At 60.9% G+C, this 24,264-nt stretch carries 22 protein-coding genes; 12 read left to right on the top strand and 10 right to left on the bottom strand.

Annotated elements, in window-relative coordinates:
* The first annotated feature begins 17 nt into the window (after positions 1-17).
* On the top strand, positions 18-452 hold the full coding sequence (locus KSP9073_RS05415) for an HIT domain-containing protein (protein WP_108841870.1): 435 nt from the start codon (positions 18-20) through the stop codon (positions 450-452).
* Here the strand turns inward: KSP9073_RS05415 and KSP9073_RS05410 are convergent.
* Entirely contained in the window at positions 449-871 is a 423-nt protein-coding gene (locus KSP9073_RS05410; RefSeq protein ID WP_108841869.1) for a hypothetical protein, read from the bottom strand. The two genes, KSP9073_RS05415 and KSP9073_RS05410, sit on opposite strands and share 4 nt — an antisense overlap.
* Positions 868-1,425, bottom strand: coding sequence for a hypothetical protein (locus KSP9073_RS05405; protein WP_108841868.1), 558 nt, complete (start codon positions 1,423-1,425; stop codon positions 868-870). The genes KSP9073_RS05410 and KSP9073_RS05405 overlap by 4 nt, the downstream gene beginning before the upstream one ends.
* Positions 1,426-1,714: 289 nt before the next feature.
* Here KSP9073_RS05405 and KSP9073_RS05400 point away from each other — a divergent pair, with 289 nt between their 5' ends.
* Positions 1,715-2,848: a glycerate kinase gene (locus tag KSP9073_RS05400; protein ID WP_108841867.1), complete on the top strand. Its 1,134-nt coding sequence runs from the start codon at positions 1,715-1,717 to the stop codon at positions 2,846-2,848.
* 23 nt (positions 2,849-2,871) lie between these two features.
* Here KSP9073_RS05400 and KSP9073_RS05395 read toward each other — a convergent pair whose 3' ends face one another.
* Complete coding sequence (locus tag KSP9073_RS05395) at positions 2,872-4,353, bottom strand: DNA recombination protein RmuC (RefSeq protein WP_108841866.1); 1,482 nt, start codon at positions 4,351-4,353, stop codon at positions 2,872-2,874.
* A gap of 233 nt (positions 4,354-4,586) precedes the next feature.
* On the opposite strand from KSP9073_RS05395, the gene KSP9073_RS05390 reads away from it, so the two are divergent.
* From KSP9073_RS05390 to KSP9073_RS05365, 6 genes are all read left to right on the top strand, one after another.
* Positions 4,587-5,582, top strand: coding sequence for an aldo/keto reductase (locus KSP9073_RS05390; RefSeq protein ID WP_108841865.1), 996 nt, complete (start codon positions 4,587-4,589; stop codon positions 5,580-5,582).
* Positions 5,583-5,858: 276 nt separating this feature from the next.
* Positions 5,859-6,422 carry a type 1 glutamine amidotransferase domain-containing protein gene (locus tag KSP9073_RS05385; protein WP_108841864.1) on the top strand — a complete coding sequence of 188 codons (564 nt, stop codon included), beginning with the start codon at positions 5,859-5,861 and terminating at the stop codon, positions 6,420-6,422.
* Positions 6,423-6,471: 49 nt separating this feature from the next.
* Entirely contained in the window at positions 6,472-7,032 is a 561-nt protein-coding gene (locus tag KSP9073_RS05380; protein WP_108841863.1) for a type 1 glutamine amidotransferase domain-containing protein, read from the top strand.
* 242 nt (positions 7,033-7,274) lie between these two features.
* Positions 7,275-8,936, top strand: a complete 1,662-nt coding sequence (locus tag KSP9073_RS05375; RefSeq protein WP_108841862.1) for a Na+/H+ antiporter — start codon at positions 7,275-7,277, stop codon at positions 8,934-8,936.
* A gap of 132 nt (positions 8,937-9,068) precedes the next feature.
* A complete protein-coding gene (locus tag KSP9073_RS05370; RefSeq protein ID WP_108841861.1) occupies positions 9,069-9,692 on the top strand; it encodes a TRAP transporter small permease in 624 nt (207 codons plus the stop codon).
* Positions 9,693-9,749: 57 nt separating this feature from the next.
* Positions 9,750-11,033, top strand: coding sequence for a TRAP transporter large permease (locus tag KSP9073_RS05365; protein WP_108841860.1), 1,284 nt, complete (start codon positions 9,750-9,752; stop codon positions 11,031-11,033).
* A gap of 131 nt (positions 11,034-11,164) precedes the next feature.
* Here the strand turns inward: KSP9073_RS05365 and dctP are convergent, their stop codons facing one another.
* Positions 11,165-12,214, bottom strand: coding sequence for a TRAP transporter substrate-binding protein DctP (gene dctP / locus KSP9073_RS05360; protein WP_108841859.1), 1,050 nt, complete (start codon positions 12,212-12,214; stop codon positions 11,165-11,167).
* 326 nt (positions 12,215-12,540) lie between these two features.
* On the opposite strand from dctP, the gene KSP9073_RS05355 reads away from it, so the two are divergent.
* Positions 12,541-14,217, top strand: coding sequence for a Na+/H+ antiporter (locus KSP9073_RS05355; RefSeq protein ID WP_108841858.1), 1,677 nt, complete (start codon positions 12,541-12,543; stop codon positions 14,215-14,217).
* Here KSP9073_RS05355 and KSP9073_RS05350 read toward each other — a convergent pair.
* From KSP9073_RS05350 to KSP9073_RS05340, 3 genes are read right to left on the bottom strand one after another with little or no spacing between them, the layout of a single operon-like run.
* The gene (locus tag KSP9073_RS05350; RefSeq protein WP_108841857.1) at positions 14,211-15,116 is read right to left on the bottom strand and encodes an alpha/beta hydrolase; all 906 of its coding nucleotides are present in this window, start codon (positions 15,114-15,116) and stop codon (positions 14,211-14,213) included. The two genes, KSP9073_RS05355 and KSP9073_RS05350, sit on opposite strands and share 7 nt — an antisense overlap.
* Positions 15,116-16,573, bottom strand: a complete 1,458-nt coding sequence (locus KSP9073_RS05345) for a sodium:solute symporter family protein (RefSeq protein WP_108841856.1) — start codon at positions 16,571-16,573, stop codon at positions 15,116-15,118. Before KSP9073_RS05345 ends, KSP9073_RS05350 begins: the two co-directional genes overlap by 1 nt.
* The gene (locus KSP9073_RS05340) at positions 16,570-16,878 is read right to left on the bottom strand and encodes a hypothetical protein (RefSeq protein WP_108841855.1); all 309 of its coding nucleotides are present in this window, start codon (positions 16,876-16,878) and stop codon (positions 16,570-16,572) included. Before KSP9073_RS05340 ends, KSP9073_RS05345 begins: the two co-directional genes overlap by 4 nt.
* A gap of 223 nt (positions 16,879-17,101) precedes the next feature.
* Here KSP9073_RS05340 and KSP9073_RS05335 point away from each other — a divergent pair, with 223 nt between their 5' ends.
* The 3 genes from KSP9073_RS05335 to KSP9073_RS05325 all read left to right on the top strand — a co-directional run bounded on the left by KSP9073_RS05335 (position 17,102) and on the right by KSP9073_RS05325 (position 20,350).
* A complete protein-coding gene (locus KSP9073_RS05335) occupies positions 17,102-18,868 on the top strand; it encodes an META domain-containing protein (RefSeq protein WP_165814161.1) in 1,767 nt (588 codons plus the stop codon).
* A 124-nt stretch (positions 18,869-18,992) separates the two neighbouring features.
* Entirely contained in the window at positions 18,993-19,472 is a 480-nt protein-coding gene (locus KSP9073_RS05330) for a YchJ family protein (RefSeq protein WP_108841853.1), read from the top strand.
* A gap of 74 nt (positions 19,473-19,546) precedes the next feature.
* A complete protein-coding gene (locus KSP9073_RS05325) occupies positions 19,547-20,350 on the top strand; it encodes a DUF1206 domain-containing protein (RefSeq protein WP_243409117.1) in 804 nt (267 codons plus the stop codon).
* Between the two features lie 57 nt (positions 20,351-20,407).
* Here the strand turns inward: KSP9073_RS05325 and KSP9073_RS05320 are convergent, their stop codons facing one another.
* The 3 genes from KSP9073_RS05320 to KSP9073_RS05310 form a co-directional block, all read right to left on the bottom strand.
* Positions 20,408-21,730: an Nramp family divalent metal transporter gene (locus KSP9073_RS05320; protein WP_108841852.1), complete on the bottom strand. Its 1,323-nt coding sequence runs from the start codon at positions 21,728-21,730 to the stop codon at positions 20,408-20,410.
* 59 nt (positions 21,731-21,789) lie between these two features.
* Complete coding sequence (locus KSP9073_RS05315) at positions 21,790-22,599, bottom strand: Mut7-C RNAse domain-containing protein (RefSeq protein WP_108841851.1); 810 nt, start codon at positions 22,597-22,599, stop codon at positions 21,790-21,792.
* Positions 22,600-22,769: 170 nt separating this feature from the next.
* Positions 22,770-24,263, bottom strand: a complete 1,494-nt coding sequence (locus KSP9073_RS05310) for a carboxypeptidase M32 (RefSeq protein WP_108841850.1) — start codon at positions 24,261-24,263, stop codon at positions 22,770-22,772.
* Between the last annotated feature and the right edge of the window lies 1 nt (position 24,264).

Below are 24,264 nucleotides of genomic sequence, written 5' to 3'. Positions count from 1 at the left end.
ACTCATGGAGCCCTGTCATGGCCTTTGTGTTGCACGAAAGACTTGCCGCTGACACCCTGTTTGTGGCCTCGCTTGAACTCTGCGAGCTGCGCCTGATGAACGATGCCCGCTTTGTCTGGGCACTTCTGATACCACAGCGAGACTCCATTCGTGAAAGCTTTGAACTGCCGGCATCAGAGCGGGCACTGCTGTGGCAGGAGGTCGACCGGCTGGGCGAGTTCATGATGCGCCACACCGGCGCCGACAAGATCAATATCGGCGCACTGGGCAATATGGTGTCGCAGCTTCACGTGCATGTGATCGCCCGATCACGCCATGACGACGCATGGCCCGGGCCGGTCTGGGGCGCAGGTCAGGCGCAGCCGCTGGAAGACGATACCCGTCAGACGCGCCTGACACTGCTGCAGCGCTTTGCTGCCGATTTGAAAGACGACCAGGGCCGCGAAGCTTAAGGCGTCAGGACGGCAGAACCTGACAGAGGCCCTTCCCCGAGACGTTCGGCAATGGCCGTTGCCAGCCGATCAAACTCTCCCACGCCCAGCGCAACCCTGCCCTGCCAACCCTTGAGCAGGAGCTCACTGCCACGCGGGTCCTTTACCACTTGCGCCTCGACACGCCACTCCGGACGCGCAGCGTAGCTGGCCCGAAGCTCGCCGAGCGCATGATCGGCGTAGACAATCACAAAGCCGCGCTCGGCCAGTGCCGCCATGGTGGACTGCATCACCTGTTCGGGCGGAGCCATGAAGTGTTCAGCACGCTCGGGTGGTGGTAGCGAGGTAGTCGTGGCACAGGCGCTGAGCAGGCTTAGCAGTGCCAGCATGATCAATCCGCGCATCGCTCGCTGAGCGCCACGGTCGTATTTGAAGATCATGGGGTATCTCCCGAGCTCGCCAGCGCCTGATCGATGGCTGCGTGCGTCTGCTGGCAAAAGGGTTCCGGAGAGGCCGGCCGGGCATCGATCACAAACCCGTCCGGTGACACGACTGTCACGCTGCGCACGGCCAGATAGCGCTGACCATCGGCACTGACTGACACGCGCTCGACGCTGGAAGGATCAGAGCGAAAGACGTCATAGGGGTCATTGAACCCGCTGCCCAGCATGAACCCGCCGCGACGCCCGCCAAACCATCCAAAGCTGCTCCCACGCCATAGGCGCGTGGCGCCAAGCCCTGGCTGACGACGAATGCGCTCGGCACTGACCAGCCCCAGCTCGACATCGCTGGCACGCACCTCGTACCCCTGCGCCTCAAGCGCACTGGCGATGGCACGAACCTGTGTCAGCCGCGTGCCCCCATAAGTGGCGTAGCAGGATTCCGGTACGGCTTGTTCTCGAACGTTGAGCGGCTGTGTCGAGGACAGCGAGGTGCAGCCCGCCAGCGCCAGGCTCAAAAGTGACAGCTTCACAAACGACTGAATGGATGACATGGCGTGCATCCCTGGTGAAAGGTCCCTGACACCCGAGCGGGGTCATATGGGAGAAAGGCACTGAATTTCAGCCCTTTGTTAGACAGTAGAGCGAATATGCAAGGCCCGCAATGTCGACCTGTAGCGGTTCAGCAATGTTGTCCGCAAGACACCATGTGCCATGCGGGCCCCTTGTATTTTATATACTCATCAGGAGGATGGCCCCGCGCGTGATGTCGCCACTTCTGTGGTGGCTGCCCTGCCTGACGGGCTATGCTCATGATTCAATCATCACTGCCGGAGAGTCTGCATGCATATCCTGATCGCCCCCGACAGCTTCAAGGATGCCCTGGGCGCTACGGACGCCGCCAATGCCATCGCTGAAGGCATTCGTCAGGCCGCTTCCGATGCCGACTGGACGCTGTGCCCGCTGGGCGATGGGGGCGAAGGCACGCTGGAAGCCCTGCTGACCGCCAGCGGTGCCGAAGCGCGCAGTGTTGACGTCCATGACGCCCTGAACCGTCCACGCACGGCGCAGTGGGGCTGGATCCATGATCGCCGCACGGCGATTATCGAACTGGCCGAGGCCAGCGGCCTGCAGCACCTGACCCTTGAGGAGCGCGACGCCCTGCACACCACGACCCGGGGCGTGGGCGAACTGATCACGGCAGCGCTGGAGGAAGGCGCCGAACACCTGATTCTGACGCTGGGCGGCAGCGCCACCAACGACGGCGGCGCCGGCATGATGAGCGCACTCGGCGTGCGCTTTCTGGACGACAACGACCAGCCTCTTGCGCCCGGGGGCGCAGCGCTGGCCAGGCTTGCCCGCATCGATCTTTCTGGCATCGATCCACGTCTGGCAAAGCTTACGGTGGAGGCCGCCGTGGATGTGAACAATCCACTATGCGGCGATCAGGGCGCCAGTGCGATTTTCGGACCGCAAAAGGGCGCTACCGAAGCGCAGGTCGACCAGCTTGATCACGCCCTGGCAAGGCTTGCCGAGGTGACGGCCGGCGCTATCGACCGTGACCACCGCGACAGTGCCGGCGCCGGCGCGGCCGGCGGTATGGGCTTTGCAGCACTTGCCTTTCTCAACGCCACCTTGCGCCCGGGGATCGAACTGGTCATGGAGCAGGTCGGCTTCGAGCAGGCGCTGGAACGCGCCGATCTGGTGATTACCGGTGAGGGTCGACTGGATGGCCAGAGCCTTTCGGGCAAGACGCCCATTGGTGTTTCCCGCGCTGCCCGGCGTCAGGGCGTGCCCTGCGTGGTGCTGGCCGGCAAGCTGGACAGCGGCTGGGAGAAGGCGCTTGAGGAAGGGGTGACGGCCGCATTTGCACTGGCCGATGGTCCAATGGCGCTGGACGAAGCGCTTAAGCGCACGCCCGAACTTCTAAGTGCGCGCACCGCCTCGATCATTCGGCTGTGGCAGCACAGACGCTGAACCCACAATAACGCAGGGCCGGCTCAATCCTCATCAAAGCGCAACGTTCCGGTATCATTCGAAGCGACCGCCTCATCTGACGCGGCAAACGGAGTGTGATGCCCGGCGTGCTGCGCTTCCTGCACCTCGCGCCCGCGCTGGGCACTCTCGCTGACGCTTTCCGGCCAAGGCTTGCGATTGCGCACGCCCAGCGCGTTGAGCCTGCCGGCCTGAGCGATCAGGCTGCCCTGCCCGTCACGCAGACGGTTCATCGCCTGACGATGGCTCCCGGCAGCGCGTTCAAGCTGGGTGCCCACCTCTTCCATGCTGGTCACGAAGCCATGACACTTTTCCAGCAGCTTCTCGGCGCGCGACACAATTTCGCGCGCGTTGTCGTTCTGGCGTTCCAGCCGCCACAACCCCGCCACCGTGCGCAGGCTGGCAAGCAGCGTCGAGGGAGTGACCAGCACGATATGGCGATCAAAGGCTTCATGAAAGAGTCGATCATCGTGCTCGAACACGGCGGCAAAGGCCGGCTCGATGGGCATGAACAAAAACACCATGTCCGGGGCATTCAACCCCGGCAGACGCGCATACCCCTTGTCGGACAGCGTCTCGATATGGCTTCGCACCGAGCGTAGATGGCGACGCATGGCCTGTTCGCGCACCGCATCACTGTCGGCCGCCACGACCTCCCCCCAGGCGGTGAGCGACACCTTCGCATCGATGATCAGATGACGCGATTCAGGCAGATAGATCACGGCATCCGGTCGTGAGCGGCCCTGATCGTGGGTCAGCACCACCTCGCGTTCGTACTCGATGCCCTGTCGCAGCCCGGAGCGCTCCAGCACTCGCTCCAGAATCAGCTCACCCCAGTTGCCCTGAGATTTGCTGTCGCCCTTGAGCGCCCGGGTCAGGTTGCTGGCGTCCTCACTCATCTGCCGATTCAGCCCGGCCAGTGATTCCAGCTGGGTGGAAAGCTGGGTGCGACCCTGCTGCTGCTCACCGTGCAGGGTTTCAAGGCGAGCCCGAAACTGTTCGATCTGTTCGCGCACCGGCGTCATCAGTGCACTGACGCTCTCCTGGCTGTGGCGGGAAAACTGCTGCTGGCGCTCATCAAAGATGCGCCCGGCCAAGCGTTCGAATTCATGGGTCAGCTCCTGACGCGCGCTGCCCAGAAGGCTCAGACGCTCCTCGAAATGGGCCGTGTCGCGCTGTTTTTCCACTTCCAGCCGCGTCGTACGCTCACGGTAATCCGATAGCGCATCGTTGACCTCCGCCAGCCGATGTTCACGCTGTGACAGCTGAGCCTGAAGCTCCTGAGTATGGGTCTGCTCCCGCTCCAGCAGCGCCTCACGCTCGGCCAGCATGCGTTCGGTATCGCCGACCTGCTCGCGTAGACGCTCAAGTTCCTCCTCAAGCGTTTCCACCAGCACGCGCTGGTGCTGGCCATGCCACCACAGGGCAATGAGTGCAGCACTAGCCAGCGCCGTCACCGCAAAAGAGATCAGCACAGCACTATTCATGGCAGGTCACTATTCATGACAAACAAACTTCCAGCGAGACAGGAAAACATCAACGAGACGTCAGCTTAACCGAGCACCGGGGGCCGTGCACCCGTAAGGCAGGGGCTTGATTAGCGTCAGCTGCATGCAGGATGGCGAGTCGGCGTCTACGCTTGGAGTCACGATTTTCATAGCGGCCTAATCATGATCCGGGCTGCTGTCAGAAATCCGACTTTCAAGGAGGTAGCCTTTCGATGGAAACGATTCAACTCCCCAACAGTGATCTCAAGCCTTCGCGCATTGCGCTCGGTACCTGGGCCATCGGTGGCTGGAAATGGGGCGGCACTGATGAAAAGCAGTCGATCGCGACCGTCCAGAGCGCCATTGACCGCGGTATCACCTGCATCGATACCGCCGCTGTCTATGGCTTTGGCGAGTCCGAACGTCTGGTCGGCAAGGCCCTCAAGGAAGGCGGCATTCGTGACAAGGCCGTACTGGCCACCAAGTGTGGTCTGAACTGGAACGATGACGGGCCCTATCGTGACGCCAGCCGGGCCCGCATCGAGCAGGAAATCAATGACAGCCTCAAGCGGCTGCAGACCGACTATATCGATCTGTATCAGCTGCACTGGCCGGACCCGACCGTGGATATCGAGGAAGCCGCCACGGTGCTGCGTGAACTGAAGGACAGCGGCAAGATCCGGGCCGTGGGCGTTTCCAACTTCTCGGTCGAGCAGATGCGTGCCTTCCAGGAGATCTGCCCGCTCTCCACCATGCAGCCGCCCTACAATCTGTTTGAGCGTGACATCGAAGGCGACATTTTGCCGGCCATACGCGAAGACGGCGTGGGCACCCTGACCTACGGCGCCCTGTGCCGCGGTCTGCTATCCGGCAAGATGAACCGCAAAACCACCTTCGGTGGCGACGACCTGCGCAATAGTGATCCCAAGTTTCAGTCGCCGCGCTTTGAGCAGTACATCAGTGCCGTTGAAAAGCTCGACGCCTACGCCCAGGAGCACTACAACAAGCGCGTCCTGCATCTGGCCCTGCGCTGGCTGCTCGACCAGCCCGGCGTCTCGGTGGCCCTCTGGGGCGCTCGCCGCCCGGACCAGCTCGACCCGGCCAATGAAGTGATGGGCTGGTCGCTCAACGATCAGGCCATGCACGACATCGATGCCATCCTCAAGGAATGCATCACCGACCCGGTCGGGCCGGAGTTCATGGCGCCGCCGACGAGGAACGAGGCGTAAAGGCGACATGAAGGTCTTGCTGGACAGGATGGCGCCGCCGACGAGGAACGAGGCGTAAAGGCGACATGAAGGTCTTGCCGGACAGGATGGCGCCGCCGACGAAAAACGAGGCGTAAGGCGACATGATGATTCACTGACGCATTGTGTCGAAAGTGAATCATCAGAATCTGCCAGACAGGTTCAATCAAGCAGTGCACGACCCTTGAAATGCTTTCCCAACGACCGCAGGTCATGGAAAGACACAGACAGACACCACCAAAGGATTGGGGGAGACACATGAGTCAGGATCTAATGGGCGTTCGCGTCGCCATCATGGCCACCGACGGATTTGAAGAGTCCGAACTTGCCGTACCCAAGGCGACCCTTGCCGCCGAAGGCATCGAGGTGCATATCGTCTCGCCCGAGCGCGGCACGATTCGTGCCTGGGCCGAAACGCAATGGGGCGAAGACTACCCCGTGGACAAGAGCCTTGATGAGGTCAGCTCGCACGACTATCACGCACTTGTGCTGCCGGGCGGCGTCCTCAACCCCGACAATCTGCGTACCAATGAGAAGGCACTGACCTTTGCCCGTGACTTCTTCAAGGAAGGCAAGCCGGTCGGCGCCATCTGTCATGCGGCCTGGACGCTGATCAACGCAGGCGTGGTTGACGGGCGTCGCATGACCTCGGTACCAGCGCTGCGCAAGGATCTGGAAAATGCCGGCGCCAAATGGGAAGACAGCGAAGTCGTCTGCGACAGCGCCTTTGTCACCAGCCGTCTGCCGAAGGACCTGGACGCGTTCTGCAGCAAGCTGATTGAAGAAATTCACGAAGGCCGTCATCGCAATCAGCACGCGTAAGACGAGCACGATATCTACTTTTCCTGTCCAGAATAAGGAGTGTTCTGACATGAGCGAATTGAAAGGCACAAAGGTGGCCATTCTGGCCACCAACGGCTTTGAAGAATCCGAACTGTCCTCGCCCAAAAAGGCGCTGGAAGCCCAGAGCATCGAAGTACATGTGATCGCGCCCGAAAGCGGCAACATCACGGCATGGGCCGAAACCGACTGGGGTCAAAAATATCCGGTCGACAAGACGCTCGACGAGGTCAATGCCGATGATTACGACGCCCTGATGCTGCCGGGCGGGCATTTCAATCCGGATACCCTGCGTACCGATGAAAAGGCGCTGAGCTTTGTGCGTGACTTCTTCAAGGCCGGCAAGCCCGTGGGCGCGATCTGCCATGCGCCGTGGATTTTGATCAACGCTGAAGTGGTCGATGGTCGTCGCCTGACCTCCGTGCCCACCATCGCGCAGGATCTGAAAAATGCCGGCGCCCATTGGGAAGACAGCGAAGTCGTCTGCGACAGCGCGCTGGTCACCAGCCGCACGCCGAAGGATCTTAACGCCTTCAACAACAAGTTGATTGAAGAGATCAAGGAAGGGCGTCACCGCAAGCAGCACGCCTGATGCCATGAGATGCCGTGCTGCGCGCACGGATCAAAAATCCATGGATCAAGATATCTGCCGGCATCTCCAACGAGATGCCGGCTTTTTGTTCGTGACCCATTACAGCCAACAGCGCCACCTCCCTCCTGTCGAGTCAGATCAGGACAATATCGGGCCACATGATGTCGCCTCATGCCAGCGTGAATGCAACCATTTGCGCCGGCATCCATCGAAAAACAGGAACACATGACAGGACGTCATCGATGCATATTGTGTTATTGGCCTTATCGCTGATTCTGGTCGCCGCCGGCAGCGGCATACTGGCGCGTTTCATGCCCCGCCTGCCCCTGCCCATTTTACAGATCGCGATAGGCGCCCTGCTGGCCTGGTTGAATACGCCGCTGAATATCAACCTGGAACCCGAAACCTTCATGCTGCTGTTTGTGCCGCCGCTCTTGTTTGCAGACGCCTGGCAGTTCCCTCAGCGTGAGCTGACCTCGCTGCGTCATCCCATCATTGCGCTGGCCGTGGGACTGGTGCTGTTTACCGTGGTGGGCGCAGGATTTCTGATGCACTGGCTATTGCCCAACCTGCCGCTGGCCGTGTGTTTTGCGCTGGCCGCCATTTTGTCGCCTACCGATGCCGTGGCCGTCTCTGCCATTTCCGGCAGGCTCGGCGTGCCGCCCCGCCTGATGCACATTCTTGAAGGCGAATCGCTGATGAACGACGCATCAGCTCTGGTCTCGCTCAAGTTTGCCGTAGCTGCCGCCATGACCGGTGCCTTCTCGTTTGGGCAGGTCAGCCTGCAGTTTGCCCTGATCACCCTTGTGGGCGTATCGGTCGGTGTCACGCTGGCCTTTCTCTTTTCGACCATCCGTCGCAAGCTGATCGACAGGCGCGGCACCGAATCGTCGACCGAAATTTTGCTGGTCATGCTGATGATCCCCTTTGCGGCCTACCTGATCGCCGAGCATCTGGAAGGCTCCGGCATTCTGGCCGCCGTGGCCGCTGGCATTACCATCAACCGCACCGAGCTCAAGCGTTACGCCCAGACCCGCACGCGTATGCAGATGAACCATTTCTGGGAGATCCTGACCTTTTTGCTCAATGCGATGGTGTTTTTGCTGCTGGGGCTTCAGCTGCCGGACATCATCGGCGGCGCGATCGAGGTCTCTCTCAACAACGCCCGCAGTTTCAGTCTGGCCGAACTGGTGTTCTATGTGGTCGTGATCTCGCTGGCGCTGATGCTGCTGCGCTTTTTCTGGATCATGGGCGCGGTCTATCTCTCGAGGCTGTCCTCACGACGGCGGCGCAGTGCGCACGTGCCTCTTTCCAGCGGCATCATGGCGGTCGGTACACTGGCCGGCATTCGCGGCACCATCACGCTTGCCGCAGCGCTGTCACTGCCGTTGGCGTTACCCAGCGGCGAGGTCTTTCCCGGTCGCGAACTGGTGATCTTTCTGGCCACCGGCGTCATCCTTTTTACCCTGCTGCTGGGCAGCGTCACCCTGCCACTATTGTTGCGGCGCATGGACAAGCCCGACGACAGCTGGCGCGACGAAGAGGCCCGATCGGCGCGCCATGCCGCCTCGCTGGCGGCCATCGAGGCCATCGAAAGCTGGCATGCCGGTGCGCAGGAGCGCCATGACACCGAGCTTGAACGCTCGGTGCTGACCGAGACCAGCGCGCGCATGATCAGCTACTACCGCAACCTGATGACCATCAACGACAAGCGCTCGAGCTCCGAGCGTCACGAATATGATCAGCGCTTTTCCCGCGAAATGCGCCTGACGGCCATCCGCGCCGAACGCCGCGAGTACTATCGGCTGCGCTCGATTCATCAGATCGATGACGACACCCTGCGCCGACTGGTGCGCGAACTGGACCTGGTCGAGATGGCGTTGACATCACGCGCCAAACGCTGAGCGAGCCGACAGGGCCGGGCTGGACGATACTGGTGATACCCGTCCGCCCCTTGTTATAAAGGGGCAGGGCTGTATGGTCTGTGATGCGATCTTCACAACAAAAACATGCTCTCTAAAACAAGGAAAAGACTCATGAGCCAGATCTCTTCCTCACGAAGCGGTGATCAACACTCAAGTGCGCTTTTGCGAGCACTGCTGCTATTTGATCGCGGGCTGGGCCTCATTGAACGCACCATCGTGGCCGGCAGCATTCTTGCCATGGCGTTTTTGATGAGTGCTCACGTCGTGGGCAACATTGTCCTTGGCCAAGGCATCGCCGGTACTTATGAAATCACCGAGATGCTGATTGTGGTGATTACCTTTGTCGGTGTGGGCTACGCTGCCCGTCACGCCCGCCATATCAGCATGTCAGCGTTTTATGAGCAGCTCGGCGGTCAGCGCCGCAAGGCCCTGCTGGTGCTGATCTGTCTGGGAACAGCGCTTTTGATGTTCTACTTCAGCTACAAATCCATCGAGTACGTCATCACCCTTCATGATCGCGGTCGTACCAGTGCCTCGCTGCAGATGCCGCTGTGGATCGTTTATCTCGCCTTGCCCATCGGGTTTGCACTTGCCGGTATTCAGTATGTGCTGACCGTCATTCGTAACCTGACAAGCCCCGGCATCTGGCGCTCTCTCACGGAACAGGAGGACTACAACGACGCGCCGCTGCCCGGCAGTGACGCCGAGGGTGCCAGCACGCCAGACGACCGGTAAGCGCACCCATACCGTAGATCACAATGGATTAACGATAACAACAAAAGGAAAGAGATCATGCTGACAGGGCTGGGTGTGCTCATGCTCGTGCTGCTGTTGTTGGGATTTCCCATGATGGTCCCCCTGGCCGCCGGCACGCTGTATATGATGTTTACCGGAATGACCTTTTTTGGCCCGGACCAGGCGGTCAGCTGGATGATCAATGGTGTCGGCAGCTGGGTGCTGGCCGCCGTACCGATGTTCATCTTTGCCGCCGACATTTTGACCAGGGGGCATACCGCCAACCGATTGCTGGATGTGGTGGACGCCTTTACCCGCCATCTGCGTGGCGGTCTGCCCATTACCACCGCCGCATCCTGTGCCCTGTTTGGCGCCGTTTCAGGCTCGACCCAGGCAACCGTGGTGGCCATGGGGGGGCCAATGCGCCCTCGTCTGCTCAAGAAGGGATATTCCGATTCCTTTACGCTGGCCCTGATCATTAACGCCAGCGATGTCGCCCTTCTGATTCCACCCAGCATCGGTTTCATTATCTATGGCGTGGCGATGCAGACCTCGATTGGCGATCTCTTTTTGGCGGGTATCCTGCCCGGATTTCTGATCATGGTGATGTTTTCGCTCTACTGCTGGATCGACTCTCGACTGAAGGGCATCACGCCGGACCCGAAGGCCTCATGGCGCGAGCGCAGGCGCGCGCTTCGTCGTGTCATCCTGCCGCTGGGCTTTCCGGTTCTGGTAGTGGGCGGTATCTACGGCGGCTTTTTCAGCGCCGTTGAAGCCTCGGCGGTGGCTGTCGCCTATGCCCTGTTGCTGGAAGTGGTGATCTACCGTCAGGTCAAAATTCGCGATCTTGGCAGTCTGGCACTCTCGACCGGCATGATTACCGCCGTGGTCTTTATCCTGGTGGCGATCGGCGCAGCCTTTTCACAGGCGCTGGCAACAGCCGGTGTCCCCGAGCAGATTCTCAAACCGATCATCGAGAGCATCGGCGACAGTCAGTTTCTGGCGCTGCTTCTGATTGCCGTCGCCTTTTTCATCGGCTGCATGTTTGTCGACCCGATCGTGGTCATCCTGATTCTGGTGCCCATCTTCAAGCCGCTGGTGCAGTCGACCGGGCTGGACCCGGTGCATGTTGGTGTCATCGTGACGCTTCAGGCGGCCATCGGCTCGGCCACACCACCCTTTGGCTGCGATATCTTTACAGCCATTGCCGTCTTTCGCCGCCCCTATCTGGAGGTCATTCGAGGCACGCCGCCCTTTATCCTCGTTTTGTTGCTGGCCACGCTGATTCTGATTGTCTTTCCGCAGATTTCGCTGCTGCTGCCCTCGCTGGGCAGCGACTGAGCGTCGGTTACACACGGTATGCCTTGAGTGGCATAAAAGGCATGCAAGGCAGCTGCTGAGCGCAGCGAACAAAAAACGCCCGCAGGCAGTGCCTGCGGGCGTTTTTTTATGCCATCAAAAGATCAGGTGAATCAGGTGGCCTGACCGTCGTCACTGTCACTGGAGCCGGATTTACTCTCCTCGACCTCTTTGAGCAGGATATCCAGGGCCTGCTTGCCGCGCTCACCGACCATGTCGACATATACCTTCCGCACCGGGCGGGCGAGTTCACGAAAGCGACTGCGCTCTTTTTCATCCAGATAAATGATGTTGATGTCGCTTTTGTCCTTGATCGTCTCAAGACGCTCGGCGTTGAACTGCGTCTGGATGTCATGGCCCTTTTGCACCATCTCTTTAAGCGTGGACTGCAGCATCTTTTGTTGATCATCAGACAGCGCTTCGTACCACTTTTCATTGGCGATCAGGTTGCCGATGAACTGTGCCTGCTCGGCAAAGATCATGTCGTCCTGCACTTCATAAAAACCCATGTTTTCGTGGGCAAAGACCGGCTGAATATTGCCTTCGGCCTGGCCCTGCTGAAGTGCACTGTAAAGCTCGCCGTAGGCAATGGTGATGGGTGCCGCGCCGTAGGCCTGATAGGTCGCGCGCAGCAGGCTGTTATCCATGACGCGAATCTGTAGCCCCTTCATGTCCTCGGGCGTGTGGATCGGCTTGTTGGCGGTCCATACCTGAAACCCTTCGGGCACGGCGGCCAGCGGCACCAGTCCGCGACTGCGAAACGATTGCTGCCACGCATCGCTTTGCATGAATGCATCGGAATTGAGAATCTCGGCGGTTTCCAGCTGATCGTTGGGCATGACGTAGTTGAGACTCATCAACTGACTTTCCGGGACGGTGCCGCCCAGAAAACCCGAGCCAAAGGAGATGGGAATGGCGCCGCCTTGCAGTGCGTCATAAAGGGCAGAATAGCTGGAGCCCCAGACGCCGTAGGGAAGGATCTGGACCGTAATGTCTCCGTCGCTTTTTTCCTCGATCAGATCCTTGAAGGCTTCTGCATAGGCGTACTGAACGCTACCTTCGGTTTCCTCAAGGCCAAAGCGCCAGGTGTCGGCGAGCGCAGAATTTGCCGCCCCCATCATGGAAAGGGCGAACACTCCGGTCATGACGTTACGAATCTGCATACGGATACCTTTAATAGTTGTTTATCCGATTTCAGAACACGACAGCGGTATCTCCCTGTCAAATCGAGTAACAGGTATTGATACCGACCTGTCGAAGGAAAACTTACTGTAACACAGCTTTGAATTCCCTTTTGTTGACCGCCTGAACACAGACCACAGGCCATTCACGGGCCGAGGCCGGACGTGAGGAAGCACATTCTTCCATCAAGGCGCCGGGGGTCTGATGTGTCGTGCTGCCGGCCCTCATTGTCGTTTCATGAAATGCGCTATGCTGGCCTGCCTCGTCACTCATGACGTCCTCTCAGGCCAACCGATAAGCTGACCCCATGGATGCCGTCTTTCTCGTACTGATACTGCTGCTGGTGGCCTCTGCCACCGGTGTGGCTGCCCGTTTCCTGCCCGCATTGCCCACGCCTTTAGTGCAGATTGCCTTTGGCGTTCTGCTCGCCCTGCCGGGCATCAATCTGAACGTGGAGCTCGAACCCGAGCTCTTTTTGCTGGTGTTCATCGCGCCACTGCTGTTTGCCGATGCCAGACGCTTTCCCCAGCGCGAATTCATGGTGCTGCGCGGGCCGATACTGGCACTCGCGCTGGGCCTGGTGCTGTTTACCGTGCTGGGGGTGGGCACTTTCATCCACTGGCTGTTGCCGGCCCTGCCCATGCCGGTCTGCTTTGCACTCGCCGCCATTCTCTCCCCCACTGATGCCGTGGCCGTGTCCGCCATCTCGGGGCGATTGCCGGTACCGCCTCGGTTGATGCGCATTCTGGAAGGCGAGTCGTTGATGAATGACGCCTCGGGTCTGGTGGCCTTCAAGTTTGCGGTCGCCGCGGCGTTGACCGGCACCTTCTCGGTGATGGATGCCACGCTGGGCTTTTTCGTGATTTCCGTTGGCGGACTTTTGGTCGGCGCTGCCATCGCGTACGTGTTCAACGTGATCCGTACGCGCCTGATCGAGCGCCATCTGGGCGAAGGCTCGACCATTCAGATTCTTTTGCTGCTGCTGTTATTGCCCTTTGCCGCCTATCTGCTGGCCGAGCATTTTGGCATGTCCGGCATTCTGGCAGCGGTGGCCGCCGGCATGGTCATCAACCGCACCGATCTAAAGCGTGAGCATCAGATCAACATGCGCATGCAGACCAAAAGTGTCTGGGAGATGCTGGAATTCACCCTCAATGCCCTGGTCTTTCTGCTGCTGGGCTTTCAGCTGCCGGACATCGTGGGCGGGGCGCTGGATCATTCGCTGCATGACGTGGGCGATTACGAGTTCCTGCGGCTGCTGGGCTACGTGGCGGTTATCTCGATCGCCTTGTTGCTGTCGCGCTTCGTCTGGATACTGAGCGCCACCTGGCTTCAGCGAATGTTTTCCAAAGAACATCGGGCGGCCATCTCGATGCGGGTGATGCTGGCAGCCACCCTTGCCGGCATCCGAGGCACCATCACGCTTGCCGCAGCGCTGTCGCTTCCCCAGCTGATGAATGACGGCACGCCCTTCCCCGCACGGGAGCTTTTGATCTTTCTGGCCACCGGCGTGATCATGTTCACCCTGATTACCGGCAGTATTGGCCTGCCGCTGGTACTGAAAAATCTGGATCTGCCCCGGGATACCCACGAGTTCGAAGAGGAGCGGCGCGCCCGGATCGCGGCGGCCGAGGCGGCCATTCGGCGCATCGAGGACTTTCACCATCAGCGGGCAGAAGCCATCACTCGCGAAGACCACAGCGAAGCGTTCATCATTGCGTTCAACGACATCAGCTCACAGCTGATGACCTGGTATCGACAGCGCCTTGAACTGGGAGACACCACCCTGCCGACGCCCAGGCTCGAGGCCATTCGTTCACTGGAGCGTGAAACCCGCGTGGAAGCCCTGCGCGCCGAGCGCCGCGAGTACTACCGGCTACGCGGCAGACACCACATCAACGATGACGTGCTGCGAAAACTGGTGCGGGAAGTGGATCTGGCCGAAACGGCACTGACCGGTGATACCGGCCATGCCCATCACTGAGGTCTGACCGCCCCATCGTCCGAGCGAGGTGGGGTGTCATGCACGAACGTGTCGATGTCATCGAGCACCGGTCCCAGCCAGCGCAGCGGCCAGGCCAGTGCCGCGATCAGCGTCACGTGGCTGGTATGGTCGGCATAGTCTTCGGTCACCGCCACCCCATGAGCCCGCAGGGCCCGCGCCATGCCGGCCGTGTTGCGAATCGGGTTGACCGTGGTATCGCGATGCGAGGCCATCAGCAGTGCCGGCGGTGACTGATCGCTGACATGCGCGATGGGCTGGGTCTCCTGTGCGGTGTTGGGCCAGTCAAAAACGGGACGAGCGTCCTCGTTGGTGATCGGCAAAAAGTCATAGGGTCCTGCCAGCCCGATCCAGCCCGAGAGGATCGAGGGAGACAGCGACTGCGCGGCCAGCCAGCGCGGATCCAGCGCGACCATGGCCGCGTTATAGGCCCCGGCGCTGTGGCCCATGATAAAGAGCCTTTTGGGATCTCCCCCGTAACGGGTAATGTGGCGATAGCTCCAGGCCAGTGCCTGTGCCGTATCCTCGACAAAGCCGGGATAGCGCACCTCGGGATAGAGGCGGTAGTCCGCCACGACCGCAACAATCCCGCGGGAGGCCAGTGCCCGCCCCACAAAGCGATAGTCTTCACGCGCGCCTTCACGCCAGGTGCCGCCGTAGAAAAACACCACCACCGGTGCCTGGCCATCGGCGTCCTTAGGCCGGTAGATGTCCAGGTGCTGGCGCGCCGCCTCACCGTAAGCGATCGATTCAAGTTGCTGCGTCTGCCCGGCAGGCGTCAGGGCATTGATGGCGTCTACTCCCGAACAGCCGGCCAGCGTCGGCAGCCACAGCAGCAAAAACCACCATCGCCATCCCTTTCGGGGTTGAGCATGTGTCATCAAAATTGGCGCGCCACCTCATAAAAGCGTTGCAGCGTCTGCTCGGAAGCCGAACGAGTACGCCGGGACACCGCGACAAACAGCGGCAGATTGAGCAAAAGCCCCCAGAAGCCGGCATGCACACCGAGCGGGTTGGGCCAGATCACGGTCAGGGCAAACGTGACCGCAAACCCGGCCAGAAGACCCGCCATGACGCCACTGCGGGTCGCGCCAAACCAGAAGAACATGCCGATAAACGCCGGCAGCACCTGGGCGGCAAACCCCAGCCCGACCAGCAGGATCATCACCAGGTTACCGGGTTCGCTGATCGCCAGTACCGCCACCAGCATCAGCACGGGAAAGAGCATCCAGCGCGCCAGACGGGCGGTGAAGGCGTCCTCAAGACGCAGCGCCGGCTGCAGGACATCGCGCGTGATCGACAGTGCCACTGAATGGATAAAGGGCTCACACGATGACATCGCCGCGGCCAGGGTGCCTGCGCCCAGAAGGCCTGTCAGCCAGGCCGGCATGGTCTGCATCGCCATCTCCAGTGCCACCGTATCGGCCCGGGACAGGGTCGGCAGAGTGAAAATGCCAATAAAGCCCACCACAACCATGGGCAAAATGACCACATAGTAGGTGGGCAGCCAGGTCGCGCTGCGACGGATGGTCTCGCGCGAGCGGGCACTCATCCACTGCGTCCAGACCGGCGGCAGAAAGGACAGCATCGAGACAATGATCGAGGTTGTCCAGAAGGCAAACCCCATGTTGCCACTGGCGCCCGGCAGGGTCATGAACTCGGGCCGCTCGGCGGCCAGCCGTTCAAAGAGTGCTCCGGTCGTCCAGCCGCCCGTGAAATCGTGTACCGCCCAGATGCCCACCAGCCAGGCCACAAACAGCATGAGCCCACCCTGAAAGGCATTGGTCATGCCGATCGCTCGCTGACCGCTGATATAGAGATAACTGCCCATCACCCCGAGCACCACCAGCACGCCGGCCCATATCGGAATCAGACCATTGCTCATGACCCCCAGAATATAGGCGGCCCCCATGGTCTGAAGCACCGCGTAGGCCAGTGTGCCGATGGCCATGACCAGGGAGGCCAGCGCCCCCAGCGCTGTACTTTCAAAACGATCACGAATGGCACTGGCCTGGGTCACATGACCAAAACGCGCGCCCAGCGTCCACACCTTGGGGCCGAAATACCAGGCCACTACCGCCAGATAGGAGAGATAGATCACCACATAAAAGACCGCCACGCCCCGCGAAAACGCCCAGCCCGGCGCCCCCATGAAGGTATAGGCACTGACACTGCCGGCTCCGATCAGCAGATAAAGCATCATGGCGTTCATGCTGCGCCCGGCCACGCCCCACTGCTCGAGCGCGGTCATTGCATGGCCGCGGCGGGCACGAATGCCAAGCCACAGGGCCAGTGCTATATATAAAAGAGTGAGCCCCAGCGGCATCATGCCTGTCATGGTTTGCGGGGCTCCTCTGATGACGGATAATGCCCGGCCTGCGCCGCCTCGCTGTCGCCTCTGGACAATCGATTGCCCAGCGCCATGAGTGCAACGCTTGAAAAGACAATGACATAGCTCCACAGCGCCATCAGCGGCAGACCGGCCGCAACGACGGGGCGGTTAAACAGCGTGATGATCGGCCAGCAGCCCACCGCCAGCAGCAGCAAAAACGCCACCAGCAGCCAGCGCGCGCAACGACTGCGGGGCATGATGACCCGGGAACGCAACTTTTTGGCGTCCGGGCCGATAGTATGATTCGTCATGTCCTGTCCTGATGTGACGACCCATGGGGCGGGCCATGTCAACCCAAAAAGAGACGAAGGATAACAGTGTGATGCCACAGCATGTAACAATCATCACTTTGATCACATCTTCCTCCTCACACCAGGGTATGCTTGCGCCCCATAACCATTATGTGCCGATGTTTTCATCGGGACCGACCGTCTACCCGGGACAGGTAGCATGATCAACGCAACAGGAGTTTCAATGCGACACGCATTCAGGCCAACGCTTACCACGCTGGCACTGGCCACCCTGATGGCAGGATGCGCCAGTTCCGGGTCTTCATCTTCAGGCTATTACGCCACGGCGCTGACCAACATCAGCGGCGCCAAGGTCAATCTGACGGGCAACCGTCTGGATGCCTGGGTCGGTTGCAACCATTTGAGCGCCAACGCCCGTCCTGACGATGCCCGGCTGGAAGTCGGCGAGATCGCCTCGACCAAGATGGCCTGTCAGCCCTCGGACGATCGTCGCGAGCAGGTCCTGGCCGAATTCCTCAAGCGCGGCCCGAAGCTCGACAAGACCGGTGACATGTGGCTTCTGCGTGACAACGTTCACGCCGTGGTCGTTCACACCAATACTGATCCGCAGCTGACACATGCCAGCTTTGGCCCTAACCCGGCCGGCCGCAGTGCGGATGCCAGTGCAACGGAAAGCGCTCTGGCCATGGATCGCGCCATCGAACGCGAAACCCGTGAACAGGCTGTCAGCCAGCCGGCCAGTGTGCAGCAGCCCGAAGTCGCTGCCGCCCGCGTCGCTGAGCCGTCCGTCGAGCCAACGACTACCGCAACCGAGCAGCAACAGGCACGTACTGTCGCCTCAATGCCTGCCGAACCGGTTAATTCCGCGCCCGAACGCGCGCCCATCGGCATGCACAATGAGCTGCGTACCGGTAACACCGTCGCCCAGGCACCGGTTCGCACGGTCGCTCAGGCGCCTGCCGTTGAACCCGTCGATGCCGCCCCAGAGCGTGCGCCCATTGGCGTGCATAACGAGCTGCATACCGGCAACACCGTCGCTCCGGTACGCACAGTCGCTCAGGCGCCCGCCGTCGAGCCGGTCAATACCGTACCCGAGCGCGCACCCATTGGCGTGAGCAACGAGATTCTTACTGGCGACACTGTTGCCCCTGCTCCGGTACGCACGGTCGCTCAGGCGCCTGCTGCCGAGCCGATCAATACGGCGTCCGAACGCGCCCCCATCGGCCTTGATGATCAGATTCGTACCGGTGATACGATGGCCCCTGCCCCGGTTAACACGGTGGCTCAGGCCCCCGCTGCCGAGCCGATCAATACGGCGTCCGAGCGTGCGCCCATCGCGTTGAATGACGAGATCCGCACCGGCAGCGTTGTGGCAGCAGCGCCGGCTCCGGCAGCAGCGCCGCAGGCACCCACGCCGAGCGCACCGGTTCAGGTGGCCCAGAACCGTCCGGCACCGCGCGCCGCGACCACCATGGCGCTGGCACCGCAGGAAGCCATTCAGGCCACTCACCTGGCGCAGGTAGAGACACCGACACTGGCGCAGCAGTCGCCTCGCCTGGACCTGTGGCAGCAGATGGGTGCCGACAGCTGGCTGCTGGCCCCCCAGCAAAGCCCGCAGGAGAATGCGCCATGGCAGCCGGCCGTTGAAACCTCGCGTCTTGCCTGGTTTGCCAGCCTGCTCAAGAGTGACACCACGGATAACCTGCCTGACATGACCGTGACTGCGCCGCGTGATATTCACTCCTACGCGGTCCGGGAAAGCAATCAGTGGGTACTGTATTCGGGTGAGCCGATCCAACAGGCACAGGAAAAGGTCCTGTCCGACGAGCAGCATCAGAAAAAGGCCGCCCCCGAACTGACCGACCGCGACGCCCTCAAGGACAAGAGCATCATCACAACCTCGCGTCTGGATGAAAGCGCTCTGGAACGCGGCGTACGCGCCACCACGTCCCGTGCCCTGAACTGGCTGAGCACTCGCTGGCAGGCCTGATCCTCCGGTGTGACCCGCGTCTCGACATCCGGCCGACAGTCTCTACACTGTCGGCCGGTCTTTTTTTAACGGCATCACGCCTTTTCAAACGATAGTGATCAGCGCATTACCACAGGGTTGCCTCATGTCCTCTGATTTCATCTGCCCCTGCTGCAGCGGGCATCAATACGAACACTGCTGCGGTCCGCTTCATCGTGACGGACAGATTGCCGCCACGCCCGAGGCCCTCATGCGCTCGCGCTACAGCGCCTTTGCACTCGGTGGGCTGGGAGAGTATCTGTTCAGTACCTGGGCCGACGACGCCCCGGGACGACCGCCACAGGACGCCGCCATGCTCAACGTGCGCACCGTGGACTGGCAGCGTCTGGAAATCATCCAGGCAAGCGCGCACGGCGCTCAGGGCATGGTCGAATTCAAGGCGTGGTATCTGGAAGACGGTCATGAGAACGTGCTGCACGAACGCTCACGCTTTCGCCGCAGCGCCGGGCGCTGGCGCTATGTCGATGGCGCCATCGACCCGCCCGCCATGGCCCGCGCCGGTCGCAATGATCCCTGCCCGTGTGGCAGCGGCAAAAAGTACAAGAAGTGCTGTGCGGGTCAATAAAGTTGGCAAAAGCGGGCGTTGTTTCCCAGAATTGAACCCCTCTCAAAAATTATTACTGACGATTCGGAGTTGGCTTGGACCATCCCAGCGGCAACACCCAGCGCCTTGTGACCATCGCAGCTCGATGTGGTTACACAGCCAAGGGCATGATTTATATCACCATTGGCTGGCTCTCGATGATGGCCGTGCTGGGCATGGGCGGTAGTAACGGGGGCTCCACGGAAGCCATCAACAAACTGGCCACCCAGCCCTTTGGCAGCGTGCTCATTGCCCTTCTGGCCGTCGGGCTTTTCGGCTATACCGCCTGGCGTCTGGTACAGGCGTTTTTTGATGCCGAAAACAAGGGACGCGACTGGAAAGGCATCCTAACCCGACTGGGCTATGTGCTCAGTGGGCTGATCTACGCCGGTGTCGCCATCAACTGCGTCGAATTACTGCTTGATAGCGGCGGCGGCTCAAGCTCCACCAGCAGTCAGACCCGCACCGTCATGGCCCATCCGGGCGGCATCGTGGCGATCTTTCTGGTCGGGCTCGGCTTTCTCGGGGTAGGACTTCGCCAGATCTGGCGCGGCTGGCATCACAGCTATGAAAAGAACTGGCACTTGAACGAGATGACCCGCACCCAGCGCCTGGTGGCAGCCAATGTGTCTCGGGTGGGACTGACGGCACGCGGCATCGTGTTCATGATCGTGGCCCTTTTTCTGTGCCTTTCGGCCATCAACACCGACCCCGACGATGCCCGCGGGCTGGGCGGTGCGCTGAGCGCCGTCGCCGAGCAGCCCTTTGGCCCCTGGCTTTTGTCACTGGTCGCTCTGGGCCTGATGGCCTATGGCGGCTATTGCCTGGTCAACGCCCGCTTTCGCGATGTCGATGCCTGACTCCCCGAGCGGCGTATCAGCACGCCGTTCGCGCCACGGCTGGCGCGTTTCAAGGCGCTAGAGGCCGTGAAAAACTTCCATGACCAGTCGGGCATTAAGCACCAGAATCAGTATCGTAATGGCCCAGGTCAGCGTTTTGATTTTCCAGCCGATCGTCAGTTCTCCCATCCAGTCACGGCGGGACACGAAACGAATCAGCGGAATGATCGCAAAGGGCAGTTGTAGCGACAGCACCACCTGACTCAGGATCAATAGCCGCCCCACGCTCTGATCACCGTATACCTGGGTGACATACAGCACCGGCAAAATCGCAAGCCCCCGGGTCACCAATCGCCGGATCCAGGGCTTCATGCGCACGCGCAAAAACCCTTCCATCACGATCTGTCCGGCAAGCGTTGCCGTCACGGTCGAATTGAGCCCCGAGGCCAGCAGCGCCACGCCAAAAAGCGTTGCGGCAATGCCGGCGCCCAGCAGTGGGCTCAGCAGTGCGTAGGCATCCTCGATTTCTACCACCGTTCGGCCGGCGCTGTGGAAAACCGCCGCGGCCAGAATCAAAATGCCGGCATTGACAAAAAGCGCCAGTGACAGCGACAGCGTGCTGTCGAGCGTGGCAAATCGCAGCGCTTCACGCTTTCCGCGTACGCTCTGTTCAAAATCCCGCGTCTTGACCAGCGCCGAGTGTAGATACAGGTTATGCGGCATGACCGTGGCACCTATGATGCCGATGGCAATATAGAGCATCTGCGGGTTGGTCACGATGCTGGCATCCGGCGTCAAAAAGCCGTCGACAATACCGGCCAGCGAGGGCTGCGCAAGCGCAAGCTCTACCACAAAGCAGGTAAATATCAGCGCCATCAGCGACATGACGAAGGCTTCCAGCCAGCGAAATCCACGACGCATCAGCATCAAAAGCACCACCGTATCCACGATGGTAATGGCAGCGCCCAGTCCCAGCGGAATACCGAACAACAGCTTGAGTGCCACGGCGGTGCCGATGACCTCGGCCAGATCCGTGGCGATAATGGCCAGCTCGCACATGACCCAGAGACACACGCTGACCGGCTTCGAGTAGTGCTCGCGACAGCTCTGGGCCAGATCGCGCCCGCTGGCAATCCCCAGTCGCGCGCACAGCGACTGCAGCAGCACCGCCATCAGATTGGACAGCAGGATGACGCACAACAGCGTATAGCCAAAGCGTGACCCGCCCTCCAGCGAGGTCGCCCAGTTCCCCGGATCGATATAGCCTACCGACACCATTGCCCCCGGCCCCAGAAAGGCCAGAAAGCGTCGAAAGGCACTGCCGCCACGGGGCACACTGACACTGCCGGGCACGATATCGGTACCCAGCAGTGACGCCGGCTGTTCGGGACTTGCGCTCATGAGGATTCCTTCGTTGAAGCAGGCCTTAAGAACACTAGGGTAATACAATTATACCGTGGTTAAAAAGAGCCGATTTGAGACACCTGCAAGGCGTGCTTCAGCGATGGCCAACTTTCGGTATCAGGCTGTTTCAGCCTCTCAACCCAGGCAGACATGCGCGCAAAATGACTGCCCTGCCAATAGACATGGTGACATCTGGCGCATTTATAAAAGTCATCATAATAATGCAGGGTGCGTGCTTCCAGCCGGTGAGCCACCGAGGACTTGTCCACCTTCATCAGAAGACCATTACAGCGCGCACAGCGTTTGAAGGCCGCGATCTCGTCATGCAGCTCAAAGCGTCGGCAGACCTCTTCAACCTGCTGCGAGGGATCCGTGGCCCGCACAAAATAGCCGTGCACGATCTGGCGGCGATACAACAGGCGCCGATCACGGGTCAGCAGAATGCGCTTTTGAGCGGCCGACGTGCCAGCCAGCTCCTCATCCTCGACATCGTTGCGCCAGCACACGTCAAATCCCAGCAGGCGCAGATAGCGCGCCAGCCGACCGAGATGAACATCGAGCACAAACCGCGCCGGCCGTGGACGTGGCGGCTGCAGGGCATGACCGCTCGGCAGCCCACATGATCCACTGGCCGGCCAGGCCCTGACCAAATAGTGATCGCTGCCTGAGGGCTCGATCAGTGTTTCGAACGCAGCCGGGGCATTATTGAGGGTCAGCGCGGCAACTTCGGTATGCGGGACACCGAACGATTCCACCAGATCCTTGAGAGACGTACGCCTTGAGGTGTGTTGCGTGGCAGGCTGCCCTCGCCCGGAAGGCGGCAGGAAGTCATCAAGACAGCCGTGGAACACTACCTGTACACCCATCACCCAGGACCTCGACGTTCAATAATTTGAGCGCCCAGGTGTGGTGGCCGGCGGCACGAATGTCACACCAGCAGACCGCCTTTATGGCGGTCTTGTTGTAACCCTTCGTGCCACAGGTAGTCGTCCTGCCGGAAAATGTGGCGTTTTAATACCGGGGTCACACGCAGGGATCAACCCTCGATATAACGCTCACGCAGATGGCGCTGATAATACTCGGGGTTGAGGGCCTCGCCGGTGGCACGCCGAATCAGCTCCGAGGTTTCAAGCAGGCTGCCCCGCTGCCAGATATTGGTTTTGAGCCACTCAAGCAGCAGGCTCGGGTCGCCCTCGGCAATGCGCGCATCGAGCTGTGGCTCGACGCGCCGCGCCGCCGCCATCAGCTGCGCGGCCAGCATGGCGCCCAGGCTATAGGTCGGAAAGTAGCCAAACGAGCCGTCGGTCCAGTGAATGTCCTGCAGGCAGCCGTCGCGGTAGTTGCCGCGGGTATCCAGCCCCAGCAGGCGCTGCATGGCGTCGTCCCAGCGGGCGGGAATGTCTTCCACCTCGATTTCGCCTTCGATCAGGGCGCGCTCGATGTCATAGCGCAGCAGGATGTGGGCCGGATAGCTGACCTCATCAGCATCGACCCGAATCAGGCCCGGTTCGACCTGCTGTGACAGACGCACCAGGTTGTCTGCCTCAAAGGCCGGCTGGTCGCCCAGCGCCTCGACCAGCCAGGGCCTGAGCTGTCGCACGAACGCCGCACTGCGCCCCAGCTGCATCTCGAAACTGAGACTCTGGGATTCATGAACGGCCATCGAGCGGGCACGTCCGGCCGGCTGACTGCGCCACGCCTTGGGCAGATTCTGCTCATAGCGGGCGTGGCCGGTCTCGTGGATGATGCCCATCAGAGCAGTAAGACACTCGTCTTCGCGGTAGCGAGTGGTCAGGCGCACGTCGTCCGGCACACCGCCACAGAAGGGATGAAGGCTAACATCGAGCCGACCATGATCGAAATCAAACCCGAGCCAGCGCATGACGCGCTCGCCCAAAAGGCGCTGCTCGGCCTCACCGAAGGGCCCGCCCGGCATGATGGGGGCACGTTCACTTTGACGTGCAACGGCCTCGCTCAAAAGCCCCGGCAGCCACTGGCGCAGGTCGTTGAAGATGCTGTCGAGGGCTTCAAGCGTCAGTCCCGGCTCAAACTTCTGCAACAGTGCCTCATAGCGGCTGCAGCCTGCGGCCTCGGCGCGAATGCGTGCTTCTTCGCGCGACAGCCGCACCACTTCCCGGAACGTGGGCAAAAAGCCCTGCCAGTCGTTGTTGGGCCGACAGGTGCGCCAGGCCTGTTCGCAGCGGGCACCGGCCAGTGACTGCGCCTCGACCAGTTCCGGCGGCATGACGGTGGCGTCTTGCACCTCACGCTGCATCTCGCGCAGGTTGGCCTGCTGTTCTGCCTCAAGCGATGAGGCGTCAATGCCCTCCAGCAGCTCGCGCGTCTGCGGTGCGGTCAGCGTCTCATGCATCAGCAGGCTCAGCTCGGCCATGGCCTCGGCGCGGGCATCGTTGCCCCCCGGCGGCATCATGGTCAGCTGATCCCAGCCCGCCATGGCGCCCAGATGGCCATAGCGGTGCAGCCGCGCAAAACGGGCTTCGAGCTGCTGATAGGCGGTAGGGGATGTCATG

It is taken from the genome of Kushneria phyllosphaerae (assembly GCF_900312995.1).
In the GTDB taxonomy this organism is placed as follows: domain Bacteria; phylum Pseudomonadota; class Gammaproteobacteria; order Pseudomonadales; family Halomonadaceae; genus Kushneria; species Kushneria phyllosphaerae.
This window is presented reverse-complemented; position numbering and strand designations above follow the sequence as displayed.